The organism is Sphingobium sp. DN12, from assembly GCF_051058005.1.
GTDB classification, from domain to species: Bacteria; Pseudomonadota; Alphaproteobacteria; order Sphingomonadales; family Sphingomonadaceae; genus Sphingobium; species Sphingobium yanoikuyae.
The window spans coordinates 1,911,663-1,923,440 of sequence record NZ_CP173717.1 but is presented as its reverse complement, the minus strand read 5'-3'; the positions used below and the strand labels follow the sequence as shown (position 1 = coordinate 1,923,440).

Sequence of the window (11,778 nt, the reverse complement as noted above, 5' to 3'; positions counted from 1 at the left end):
GAACTCCAGATATAAAGTCTTGCCGCTTTTATGATCTAATCCGCCGCTTGGCGACAGCCTATCTTCCGTTCGGACATCAAATCGGAGTGACCGCTATGGAAAAGCGACTTTTGGGCAAGAGCGGGCTGGAGGTTTCGGCCATTGGCCTGGGCTGCATGGGCCTCAACTTCGGCTATGGCACCGCCGTCAGCCAGGATGAAGGGATCAGATTGATCCGTGCGGCTGTCGACTTCGGTGTCACCTTCTTCGACACGGCGGAGGTCTATGGCCCCTATACCAATGAGGAAATGGTCGGCGCCGCGCTGGCGCCGGTGCGCGACCAGGTGGTGATCGCCACCAAGTTCGGCTTCGACATCGGCGCAGGCCTTGGCGCGCTCAACAGCCGGCCGGACAATATCCGCGCGGTGGCGGACGCCTCGCTCAAGCGGCTGGGCGTCGAGGTGATCGATCTTTTCTATCAGCATCGCGTCGATCCGGCCGTGCCGATCGAGGATGTCGCCGGCACGGTCAAGGATCTGATCGCCGAGGGTAAGGTCCGGCATTTCGGCCTGTCGGAACCGTCGGCTGCGACGGTCCGCCGCGCCCATGCGGTGCAGCCGGTCGCCGCGCTCCAGAATGAATATTCGCTCTGGACCCGTGGCCCGGAAACCAACGGGATCCTTGAAACCTGCGAGGAACTGGGCATCGGCTTCGTGCCCTACAGCCCGCTCGGCAAGGGCTTCCTGACCGGCGCGATCAGCAAGGATACGGCGCTGGCCGAAGGCGATTTCCGCAACAGCCTGCCGCGCTTTGCCGCAGAAGCGCGGGAGAAGAACCTGGCGCTGGTCGATCTGCTCAAGGGTATCGCGGCCGAGAAGGGGGTGACCCCGGCGCAGATCGCGATCGCCTGGCTGCTGGCGCAGAAGCCGTGGATCGTGCCGATCCCCGGCACCACCAAGCTGCACCGGCTGGAGGAAAATCTGGGCGCGGCCAAGGTCGAACTGAGTGATGCCGACCTGACCCGTATTCGGGAGGCGGCCGGCGCCATCCCGGTCGAGGGCGAGCGCTACCCGCCGCATCTGCTCGAAATCGTCGGGCGCTAATTACGGATGGGCCGGGGCTAATATCCCGGCCCATTGCACGTTGGTCCCTGTCCGCCTATCGCCGCCGCGAACGGCCGGAACGAAAGGATAGCGCGGCGATGCACATATTGGTCGATGCCGACGCCTGCCCGGTGAAGGAGGAAATCTACAAGGTCGCCTTCCGCCATGGCGTTGCGGTCACCATCGTCAGCAACAGCCCGATCCGCATTCCGGCGCATGAACTGATTGACCGCGTGGTGGTGAGCGACGGGTTCGACGCCGCCGACGACTGGATCGCCGAACGCGCCGGTGCCGATACGCTCTGCATCACCGCCGACATCCTGCTCGCCGATCGTTGCCTCAAGGCCGGGGCCGGGGTGATCGCGCCCAATGGCAAGCCCTTCACCAGCGCCTCGATCGGCAGCGCGATCGCGGTGCGGGCGATCATGGCGGACCTGCGCGCCGGCGCGGTCGGCGATCCGGTCGGCGGCCCACCGCCTTTCTCCAAGGCTGATCGATCCCGCTTCCTGTCCGCGCTGGACGAGGCGATCGTGCGGATGAAGCGAGGGCGGTGATGGGCGATTATGACGCGATAATCCTGGGCGCCGGCGCCGCCGGCATGATGTGCGCCGCGACCGCCGGCCAGCGCGGCCGCCGGGTGCTGCTGGCCGACCATGCCGATGCGCCGGGCAAGAAGATCCTGATCTCCGGCGGCGGCCGCTGCAATTTCACCAACATCCATACCGCTGCCGATCGCTATCTGTCGGCCAATCCCCATTTCGCAAAGTCGGCGCTGGGCCGCTACACGCCGCAGGATTTCCTTACCCTGATCGGCCGTTATGGCATTGCCTGGCATGAGAAGACGCTGGGCCAGCTCTTCTGCGACGGATCGGCGAAGCAGGTCGTGGCCATGCTGGCAGAGGAATGTGCGGCCGGCGGCGTGACCATGGCGCTGGGCCAGCCGGTGACGGATATCAGCCATGGTGATGGCCTGTTCCGCGTCAAATTGGGCGATCGCATCGTGTCGGCGCCGTCGCTGGTACTGGCGACCGGTGGCCCGTCCATCCCGAAATTGGGCGCTACCGGCTTCGCCTATGAGGTTGCGCGCCAGTTCGATCTCAAGGTGGTGCAGCCCCGGCCGGCGCTGGTGCCCTTCACCCTGGGGCCGGACGACGCGCTGTTCCAGTCGCTGTCGGGCGTATCGGCCGAAGTGGAGGTGCGCTGGAACAAGACCCGGTTTCGCGAGGCGGCGCTGTTCACCCATCGCGGCCTGTCCGGTCCGGCGATGCTGCAGATTTCCTCCTATTGGGAACATCGCACGCCGATCCACGTCAATTTCCTGCCCGATCTCGATGTTGACTGGTTGCTGGCCGAGAAGCGCAATCGTCCGCGCACTGGCCTGCGGCGCGTGCTGGTCGAGCGCTTCCCCGAGCGCATGGCCGATGCCCTGCTCGAACGGATCGGGGCGCAGGGCGACCTTGGCAATCTGCCCGACAAGACCCTGCGCCAGATTGGCGAGCGGCTGGCGGGCTGGTCCTTCATACCGTCCGGCACCGAAGGCTATGCCAAGGCGGAGGTCACGGTCGGCGGCATCGCCACCGCCGGCCTTTCATCGCGGACGATGGAAGCCGCCAAGGTGCCGGGCCTCTACGCCATTGGCGAGGCGGTCGACGTCACTGGCTGGCTGGGCGGCTATAATTTCCAATGGGCCTGGGCGAGCGGTTGGGCGGCCGGGCAGGCGCTCTAGGGGCAATCGACATTCAGCCCTGGCGGCCTGCAAATGGCGGCCTTCCGCGCTTCCGGTGCTCACATACTTTGAGTACGCTGCGTTGAAACGAGGCACGTGACTCGTTTCAAGGGGCACGGAAAACCACCATTTTCGTCACGTCATCATCTGAATGTCGATCGCCCCTAGGCGCGCCCCACGGTCTGGGCCTGCGCGGCTGCGATGCTGGCCTGAAGATGCTGGCGGCGGAAGGGCTTGGAAAGCCGCGGAATATCCGGTGCGATCAGGTCGACGCCTTCATAGCCGGATATGATGAGCAACGCGATCTCGGGATGGTCGACGCGCAGTCGCAGCGCCAGTTCGGCGCCGGTCATGCCGGGCATGATATGGTCGGTGACGACGATGTCGGGCCGGAAATCGGCGGCGATCATGCTGAGCCCCAGTTCGGCATTGTCGATGTCGACCACGTCATAGCCAAGGTCGGTCAGCATTTCCCGCGTGCCATGGCGGACCAGGGCATTATCGTCGATCAGCAGCACCTTGCCTTGCGTTGCTGCGATCTCGCCGCCATCGCCATCCGCCACTACGGCTACCGGCTTCTGCTTCTCGATCGGCAGCCAGAGCTGGATTTCCGTGCCCTGGCCCACTTCGCTGACGATTTCCAGCGCGCCGCCCAACTGGCCGGCCAGACCATGGGCCATCGATAGGCCAAGGCCGGTGCCATGGCCGACCGGCTTGGTCGTGAAGAAGGGCTCGGTTGCGGACGCCTTGACCGCTGGGGTCATGCCGATGCCGGTGTCGGTGATGCGCAGGCAGACGAATTGGCCGGGGATCAGCGGCACGGGGAGGCGGCTCTTGCACCGTTCGGCGGAAATGATGACCTGCCCGCCGTTCGGCATGGCGTCGCGCGCGTTGACCACCAGGTTGAGGATGGCCAGTTCCAGTTGATGTCGATCAGCGCGCACCGGCGGCACATCCGGCGCGGCGTCGACATGGAGAATGATCTGCGGGCCGACCGTGCTGACCAGCAAGGTCTGCATATTCTCCAGCGTCTCGGAAAGATTGACCGATGTTGGTTGCAACGGTTGGCGACGGCCAAAGGCCAGCAGCCGCTTGACCAGCGTCTGCGCGGTTTCCGCCGCCTGCATCGCGATATTGGCGGTGCGGGCGACCGCTTCGGCGGATCGGCCGCCGGCGATGATCTGGTCCAGCCCGCCGATGATCGGCGTCAGCAGATTGTTGAAGTCGTGCGCGACATGCCCGGTCAACTGGCCCAGCACGTCCATCTTCTGGATTTGCCGCAGCTTGTCCTGCGCGCTTTCCAGTTCGCTCGTACGCTCGCGCACGCGCTGGTCCAGATGATCGTTCAGGGACTCGAGCGCGCCGAAGAGCCGGCCATTTTCGAGTGCGGTGGACGCCGCCCGTGCCAACGCTTCGAGCAGCGAAATCTCGTTGTCGGTCGGCATGGCCGGCTCGGACCAATAGGCGCCCACGGCGGCGATCGGATCGACCCGGCCGATCGGCACCATGATCATGCTGCGGACGAAGGTCTGACTATAGGCGTCCACCGGCACCCGGACATCGTCGAATATATCGGCGATCACCGCGGTTTCCTGGTTCATCATCGCCCAACCGGACACGCAGGTTTCGGCCGGAAAGCGTTGCCCGGCCCATAAAGGCGCCTTGGCATCTTCCGCGATATAATAGCATTTTTCGCCTTCGCGCAGGACGATCGCGATACCGTCTGCGCCGACGGCGCGGCGGGCAAAGGCGCGCAGGACGCTGACAACTGCATCCAGGGAGCGCGCGCCGGCCAGAGCCTCCATGGCCTCGGCGGCTATGGTCCAGCGGGCCGCCAGCGCCTTCTGCGTCGAATGGTCTTCCCGGCCAAATGCTCCATTCATCGTGTGACCTCTGAAGTGGAAGGGAATCGCACTATATCATCGATCGGATGGGCAGGGGAAATGGAGATTTGTCAGTAGGTTAAGACTAGGCATGATTACATAATATACGCAATTTTACGGCCTGTTCGCGCGGGCGCGAAGCCATGAAATGCGGGTCATCGACATCGCCGTCATGGTTGTGGCGGTTCATTCTCCTGCGGTTGGGTCGGCGCGATCCGCGGTGGGGGCACGCCCTGCGGCGGCAGCGGCAAGGGCTGGTCGGACGGAATGCGAAGCTGGTTGCCATCAATGGTGACGGTCATTCCGCCCTGATCCATGCCGACGCCGACATTGCCGATGCCGGTTTCGACGCTGACATTGGCGATGGCATTGACCAGATCGGGATCCTGCTCTTCCTCGGGCACCTTCTCGACCGGCTCGTTGATCGCGCCAGCCATGAAATTGCGCCAAATACGTGCTGGCACACCGCCGCCGGCCGCGCCGCCGGGCAGCGGGGCGTTATCGTCATTGCCGATCCACACCGCCGTCACCAGTCCGCCGGCATAGCCGACGAAAATCGCGTCGCGACTATCCTGGGTCGTGCCGGTCTTGCCAAAGGTGCTGGTGCGCAGCGCCGCGGCGCTGCCGGTGCCGCGATTGGCGGCGGACGACAGGAGGTCGCGGATCATTTCGAGCTGGTCGTCGCTGAAATGGCGCTGGCGCTTCATCAGCCGGTCGAACCAGCCCTGTTCCTCGGGCGGCAGGCCATGGGCGAGCACCGGATAGGCGCCGGCCGCCACCGACGCATAGGCCTCGGCCAGTTCCACAAGCGGGATTTCCGACGTGCCGAGCGCGAGGCTGAGATCCTCGGTCAGCGGCGCGGTAACGCCCAGATCGCGGGCAACCTTGATGACATTGTCGACGCCGACCTTCTGGGTCAGGCGCACCGCTGCCACATTGCTCGACGCGGCAAAGGCCTGACGCAGCGTGATGCGGCCGCGATATTTGCCGCCATGATTGGCCGGGCGATAGGTGCCGGTGGTGATCGGCGTATCCTCGATCATGTCGTCGGGCGTCATGCCGGCGCGGAAGGCGGCGAGATAGACGAACAGCTTGAAGGTGGAGCCGGGCTGGCGTTTCGCCTGCACGGCGCGGTTGAAGCTGCTCTTCTCGTAATTCTTGCCACCGATCATGGCGACGACGCTGCCGTCCGGCTTCATCGCCACCAGCGCCACCTGTGCCCCGCCCAGCGGCGCGCGCCGGATCGCGGCTTCGGCGAGGCGCTGGATGCGCCAGTCGAGCGTCGTCTTCACCTCCTGCGCGCCATAGACGGCGCCGGCGCGGTCGCGCGCTTCGGGCAGCACCCAGTCGGCAAAATAGGTGCCGCTGGTGGCATCCGGCGACTCGCGCACATCAAGGCGGGCCGGGGCGAGCTGATCGCGCTGGGCCTTGCTGATATAGCCGGCCTCGACCATCGCCTGCGTCACCAGCGCGGCGCGGGCACGCGCGCCCTTCAGGTTGCTGGTCGGCGCGAGACGCGAGGGCGCCTTCAGCAGGCCGGCCAGCATCGCGGCCTGAGGAATGGTCAGCCGTTCGGGCTGGCGATCGAAATAATGGAGCGAGGCGGCGCGCAGGCCATAGACATTGTCGCCGAAATAGACGTTCGAGAGGTAGCGTTCGAGGATCTGGTCCTTGGTCAGCCAGGCCTCCAGCCAGAAGGCGATCAACGCTTCGCGCGCCTTGCGGCCCATGGTCCGGTCGCTCGACAGGAATACGCCCTTGGCCAACTGCTGGGTGATGGTGCTGCCGCCCTGCGACGATCCATCGGACCAGATATTGTGCCACATGGCGCGGGCGATGCCGCGCGGATCGACGCCCCAATGGTCATAGAAGCGGCGATCCTCGATCGCCATGAAGGCCTGGGGGACATGGGCGGGCAGCTTGGCCACCTCCACCGGCTTGTCGATGATGGCGCCGCGCCGCGCAACCAGATGCCCGTCGGCCGACATCAGGCTGATGCTGGGCGGGGCAATGGGCTGCAGCGAGCGCGACATGGGCGCCGTTACCGCCAGCCAGGCGATGATCAGCATCAACAGGGCCAGCCCCGCCGCCACGATCCAGCCGAAAATCTGCAGCCGCCGCTTCCACGGGGTGGGCGGGGCAAAGGCGCTGGGCGGGCCGGCGCCGAACGGGCGCGCTTCGTCAGCAGCCGGGGCGGGCGTGCCGGTAGGGGCGGGGTTGGGCATTTCGGTCATCGGCACGGCCATGCTGTATTATGTTGTTGATACGGTCAAGTCTGTCCCGCGACGGGACATCCCGGATTTTACGAAATTTGCCATGGAACTAATGGTAAATATCGCGTTAACCAATCCTTATGAGAAACCGAGTCCTCGTCCTCACCAACGAAGCCGCCCGGCACCCCTTCCGGCAGCGGCTGCCCCGTCACATCTTCCAGCTGACGGACGATGCGTCGTCGCAGGCGCGTCGCCGCCGCGATGTGGCCGTCTCCGACGACAATGACTGGAAGCTGTTCGTGCTGAGCTTCTCGGCCTTCTTCACGGCTTTCTACAGCTTCATCTTCTAAAGCTCGCCGCTGCAGGTCGGGCCGTCACAGGCCTTGTGCAGCCGCCAGGCCAGCCAGGCGCAGGGCAGGCACATCGCCGCCACCAGCAGCAGCTGATAGACCACCTCCAGGCCGGCCAGGGTCAGGCCGATCGCGATCAGCGATCCGACCACCATGGCGCCGGAATTGACGATATTGTTGGCCGCCACGGTGCGCGCCGCCTCGCACTTCTCGACCGTGGTCGTGAGGAAGGCGTAGAGCGGCACCACGAACATGCCGCCAAAGGTCGCCACGCCGAGCAGGCAGAGCGACAGCGGGATCGCCATCGGATGGGCGAGGAAGCCGGCGAGCGGCAGCATCTGGCCACCGGGTGCCGGCGTCCACAGGTCGCACACCACATGGAAGGCGATGATGCAGCAGCCCATGCCGATCACCGACGCGGGGGCATATTTGGCCGAGACATGGCCGGCGAGCAGCCGGTTGATCGCGATCGATCCGATCGCGATGCCGATCGAGAAGATCGCGAGGAACAGGCTGGCAACCGACTTGTCGGCGGTCAGCACATTCTTCACCAGCGGCGGGAACTGGATGAACAGCACCGATCCCACGGCCCAGAAGAAGCTGATCGACATGATCGCCAGATAGAGGCGCGGAATATGCATCGTGCCCCGCACCAGCGCGACCGAGGATCGGATGACGTGGAAGTCGATCGGCTGCTTGGCGAGCAGCGATGGGGCAGGGGGCACGGCCCGGCTGGCAAAATAGCCAATGAAGGCGGTCACCACCACGCCGATGGCCGCAGCCTCGATCGGGATGATGCCGGCGAGGATGGTGCCGGCCAGGATCGCGATATAGGTGCCGGCTTCCACCAGGCCGGTGCCGCCCAGAACCTCGTCATCATGCAGATGCTGGGGCAGGATCGCATATTTGATCGGGCCGAAGAAGGTGGAGTGGATGCCCATCGCGAACAGCGCGGCGAGCAGCAGCGGGATCGCCAGGATATGGACGGCGATGCCGCTCCAGATCAGCGCCAGGCCGGTCGCGCCGACCGTCATGATGACGATTTCGGCTGCCTTCACCCAGCGGATGATGACGGCCTTGTCGCGCTGATCGGCCAATTGGCCCGACAGGGCGGACAGCAGGAAGAAGGGGATGATGAAGATGCCGGTGGCCAGCGCACTGAACCAGGTTTCGGACCGCTCGTCATTATAGACCTGATACACCACGAACAGCACCATGGCGTTCTTGAACAGGTTATCGTTGAAGGCGCCGAGAAGCTGGGTGATGAAAAGCGGCAGAAAACGGCGCTTTTTGAGGAGCCTGAGTGAGGCTTGCATGAGTGCGTTTGGCTTTTCGCTGTGGACGACCGGGGGGCGGTCTAGCCGCTGCAGGCGGGCCTGTCCAATTTCCTGTTCACTTCTTGCTGCCTTCGCTTGTGCCCGATGCGGGACTGTGGCAGGTCGCCCTGATGCTGACGCTGCCCAATTTGCTGACGCTTTCGCGCATCATCACCGTGCCCTTGCTGGTGGCCCTGTTGTGGCCCGGCGAGATGGGCGCGCGCTGGACCACGGGCTATGGCCTGGCCTTCGGTCTCTACTGCCTGATGGGCATCACCGATTATTTCGACGGCTACCTGGCCCGTGCGCAGGGCGCCGTGTCGAAGCTGGGCGTGTTCCTTGATCCGATCGCGGACAAGATCATGGTTGGCGCGGTCATCCTGATGCTCGCCGCGACGCGCGACATCGCCGGCATCCATATCGCAGCCGCGATGATCATCCTGCTGCGCGAGATCGCCGTGTCGGGGCTGCGGGAATTTCTGGCCGGCCTTCAGGTGTCGGTCCCGGTATCCCGCTTGGCCAAGTGGAAAACCACGTTCCAGTTGATTGCGCTGGGCGCCCTGATCCTGGCCGGCGCCGTGCCGCAATTTCCCTTCGTGCAGAGCGTCGGCATCCTGACCCTGTGGGCCGCCGCGATCCTGACGCTGATTACCGGCTGGGATTATCTGCGCGTCGGCATCAAGCATATGGACTGACCGGCATGGCGGCTGTGACCCTCGTCTATTTTGCCTGGGTGCGCGAAGCCATTGGCCGTGATGAGGAGCGGGTCGAACTGGCTTCGCCGGATGAGACCATAGCGGAACTCGTGGCGCGACTGGCGGCGCGGGGTGGTGGCTATGCCGAGGCGCTGGCCGATCCCGATCGATTGCGCGCGGCGCTGGACCAGCAGTTTGTCGGTTTCGATCAGGCAATCGGCACGGCGCGGGAACTGGCGCTGTTCCCGCCGGTCACGGGTGGATGAAACGGGTCGCCATCCAGGCGGATGATTTCGATATTTCGGCCGAGCTTGCCGCGCTCGAAGCGCTGGGCGGCGGCGGGGTGGCCAGTTTCACCGGTATCGTCCGCGGCGAAGAGGGGCTGGTGGCGCTGGAGCTGGAACATTATCCGGCGATGACGCAGCGCCAGGCTGAACGGATCGCGAAGGAAGCGATGGCGCGCTGGCCGCTGCTGGGGTTGTCCATCATCCATCGCCATGGCCGGCTGTTGCCGGGCGAACGGATCGTGTTCGTCGGCACGGCATCACGGCATCGCGCGGCGGCGCTGGAAAGCTGCGCCTTCCTGATCGACTGGCTGAAATCGCGCGCGCCCTTCTGGAAGAAGGCGCATTATGCCGATGGCGCAGGTGCCTGGGTCGCGCCCCGCGCCGAGGATGAGGCCAAGGCGCAGGACTGGGATCGCTGATCGATCAGGCGGCGTTGGCGCGGATTGCGGGATGGTCCGCCGCGTCGCGCAATATCTCGGCGAGCAGATGGAATTCCTTTTCGCGCGGACTGTTCTTGCGCCAAACCAGGGCAATGTCGCGCCAGGCATGATCGGACTGCAGCGGGCGCGCGGTGATATTGGTATGTTCCAATATGCCGCCGGCCAGCGCCATTTCCGGCAGCATGGTGACGCCCAGCCCATTGTCCACCATCTGGATCAGCGTGTGGAGCGAGGTGCCCATCATCGTCGCGCTGGCGCGCAGGTCGGGGCGATTGCAGGCGGCCAGCGCATGGTCCTTCAGGCAATGCCCGTCCTCCAGAAGCAGCAGCTTGTTCTCGTCGATCATGTCCGGCTTGATCCAGTCCGGCGGATTGGTCGGATCGTCGCGCGGGAAGGCGACATAGAGCGGATCCTGGAACAATATCTCGCTGTCCAGTTCACCGGTGGGATAGGGCAGGGCCATCAGCACGCAGTCGACATTGCCATGGCGCAGCGAATCGATTGCCGCCTGGGTCGTTTCCTCGCGCAGATAGAGTTTCAGTTCCGGCCGCTCGGCGCGCAGGCGGGGCAGCAGGCGCGGCAGCAGGAAGGGCGCGATCGTCGGGATGACGCTCATCCGCAATTCGCCGGTCAGCGGCTTGCCCGATGCCTCGGCGATGGCGGCCAGCTCCTCCGCCTCGCGCAGGACGCGGTGCGCCTTTTCGACGATGCGATCGCCCAGCGCCGTGAAGCGCACGACGCGGCGCGTTCGCTCGACGAGGGTGACGCCGATCAGGGACTCCAGTTCGCGGATGCCGGCCGACAGGGTGGACTGGGTCACATAGCAGCTGTCGGCCGCCTTGCCGAAATGGCCATGCTCCTTCAGCGCAACCAGATATTGCAGCTGTTTGAGCGTGGGCATGTAGTTCGACATTTATCGGATTCCTGAATTAGAAATCCGAATATAAGCGAATTATCCGATATAACCAAGATATTTGGCGATGCCGAAGGCCGACGTCAGGGTCAGGATGATGCCGACGGCCACGAACAGCACCTTGGGCGCGACATGGCGGGCCAGCATGGCGCCGAAGGGAGCCGCCACCACGCCGCCGATCAACAGGCCGATCGTGTAGGTGGTGAAGCTTTCCCAGCCCAGATGGAACAGGAAGGTCAGGCTGATCGACAGGGTCAGGATGAATTCGACGCTGTTGACCGTGCCGATGGTGTGGCGCGGGCTCGATCCCTGGATCAGCAGGTTGGAGGTCACGACCGGACCCCATCCCCCGCCGCCCGACGCATCCATGAAGCCGCCGACCAGGCCGAGCGGTGCTACCCATTTCGGGCTCTTGCTGTGCGGGGGGAAATGGAAGCCGCGCCAGATCAGGTAGATGCCGATCGCTGCCAGATAGAATTGGACGAAGGGCTTGATGATCGCGCCGTCGATGTTGGACAGCAGGTAGGCGCCGGCCACGCCGCCGATCACGCCGGGAATGACAAGCCGGGCGAACAGGCCCCAGTCGACATTGCGGTGCAGGATATGGCTGATCGCGGACACGCCGGTGGTGAAGGTTTCGGCGGCATGGACGCTGGCGGACGCACGGCTGGGCGGCACGCCCATGGCCAGCAACAGGGTGCTGGAAATCACGCCATAAGCCATGCCAAGGGCGCCATCGATAATCTGCGCGCCGAAGCCGATCAGGATGAAGGGCAGTATTTCGCCAAAATGGGCGATAAATGTGTCGATCATCCAAACACCTTCGTTCTAATTGTCTACCTCAATGATTGGTATATCTTGAGGCGCCAAGCA

12 protein-coding genes are annotated in these 11,778 nt (G+C 64.6%); 7 read left to right on the top strand and 5 right to left on the bottom strand.

The window, feature by feature from the left end; genetic code table 11:
* The first annotated feature begins 95 nt into the window (after positions 1-95).
* The 3 genes from ACI6S0_RS09030 (at position 96) to ACI6S0_RS09020 (ending at position 2,808) form a co-directional block, all read left to right on the top strand.
* Complete coding sequence (locus ACI6S0_RS09030) at positions 96-1,082, top strand: aldo/keto reductase (protein ID WP_434405588.1); 987 nt, start codon at positions 96-98, stop codon at positions 1,080-1,082.
* Between the two features lie 98 nt (positions 1,083-1,180).
* The gene (locus ACI6S0_RS09025; RefSeq protein ID WP_434405587.1) at positions 1,181-1,636 is read left to right on the top strand and encodes a YaiI/YqxD family protein; all 456 of its coding nucleotides are present in this window, start codon (positions 1,181-1,183) and stop codon (positions 1,634-1,636) included.
* A complete protein-coding gene (locus ACI6S0_RS09020) occupies positions 1,636-2,808 on the top strand; it encodes an NAD(P)/FAD-dependent oxidoreductase (RefSeq protein ID WP_434405586.1) in 1,173 nt (390 codons plus the stop codon). The genes ACI6S0_RS09025 and ACI6S0_RS09020 overlap by 1 nt, the downstream gene beginning before the upstream one ends.
* 164 nt (positions 2,809-2,972) lie before the next feature.
* Here ACI6S0_RS09020 and ACI6S0_RS09015 read toward each other — a convergent pair whose 3' ends face one another.
* On the bottom strand, positions 2,973-4,691 hold the full coding sequence (locus tag ACI6S0_RS09015) for an ATP-binding protein (RefSeq protein WP_434405585.1): 1,719 nt from the start codon (positions 4,689-4,691) through the stop codon (positions 2,973-2,975).
* Positions 4,692-4,861: 170 nt separating this feature from the next.
* Positions 4,862-6,937 carry a transglycosylase domain-containing protein gene (locus tag ACI6S0_RS09010; RefSeq protein ID WP_434405584.1) on the bottom strand — a complete coding sequence of 692 codons (2,076 nt, stop codon included), beginning with the start codon at positions 6,935-6,937 and terminating at the stop codon, positions 4,862-4,864.
* Positions 6,938-7,044: 107 nt separating this feature from the next.
* On the opposite strand from ACI6S0_RS09010, the gene ACI6S0_RS09005 reads away from it, so the two are divergent.
* The gene (locus ACI6S0_RS09005) at positions 7,045-7,254 is read left to right on the top strand and encodes a hypothetical protein (protein ID WP_004212393.1); all 210 of its coding nucleotides are present in this window, start codon (positions 7,045-7,047) and stop codon (positions 7,252-7,254) included.
* Here ACI6S0_RS09005 and ACI6S0_RS09000 read toward each other — a convergent pair.
* Entirely contained in the window at positions 7,251-8,570 is a 1,320-nt protein-coding gene (locus ACI6S0_RS09000; protein ID WP_010339062.1) for an MFS transporter, read from the bottom strand. The genes ACI6S0_RS09005 and ACI6S0_RS09000 overlap by 4 nt on opposite strands.
* A gap of 131 nt (positions 8,571-8,701) precedes the next feature.
* Here ACI6S0_RS09000 and pgsA point away from each other — a divergent pair, with 131 nt between their 5' ends.
* From pgsA to ACI6S0_RS08985, 3 genes are read left to right on the top strand one after another with little or no spacing between them, the layout of a single operon-like run.
* Positions 8,702-9,265, top strand: coding sequence for a CDP-diacylglycerol--glycerol-3-phosphate 3-phosphatidyltransferase (gene pgsA / locus ACI6S0_RS08995; protein ID WP_004212395.1), 564 nt, complete (start codon positions 8,702-8,704; stop codon positions 9,263-9,265).
* A gap of 5 nt (positions 9,266-9,270) precedes the next feature.
* Positions 9,271-9,531, top strand: coding sequence for a molybdopterin converting factor subunit 1 (moaD, locus tag ACI6S0_RS08990; protein WP_214864217.1), 261 nt, complete (start codon positions 9,271-9,273; stop codon positions 9,529-9,531).
* The gene (locus ACI6S0_RS08985) at positions 9,528-9,971 is read left to right on the top strand and encodes a molybdenum cofactor biosynthesis protein MoaE (protein WP_434405583.1); all 444 of its coding nucleotides are present in this window, start codon (positions 9,528-9,530) and stop codon (positions 9,969-9,971) included. The genes moaD and ACI6S0_RS08985 overlap by 4 nt, the downstream gene beginning before the upstream one ends.
* A gap of 4 nt (positions 9,972-9,975) precedes the next feature.
* On the opposite strand, the gene ACI6S0_RS08980 is transcribed toward ACI6S0_RS08985, so the two are convergent.
* Both ACI6S0_RS08980 and ACI6S0_RS08975 read right to left on the bottom strand, forming a co-directional pair.
* On the bottom strand, positions 9,976-10,905 hold the full coding sequence (locus tag ACI6S0_RS08980; RefSeq protein WP_434405582.1) for a hydrogen peroxide-inducible genes activator: 930 nt from the start codon (positions 10,903-10,905) through the stop codon (positions 9,976-9,978).
* Between the two features lie 39 nt (positions 10,906-10,944).
* Complete coding sequence (locus ACI6S0_RS08975) at positions 10,945-11,718, bottom strand: sulfite exporter TauE/SafE family protein (protein WP_004212403.1); 774 nt, start codon at positions 11,716-11,718, stop codon at positions 10,945-10,947.
* Between the last annotated feature and the right edge of the window lie 60 nt (positions 11,719-11,778).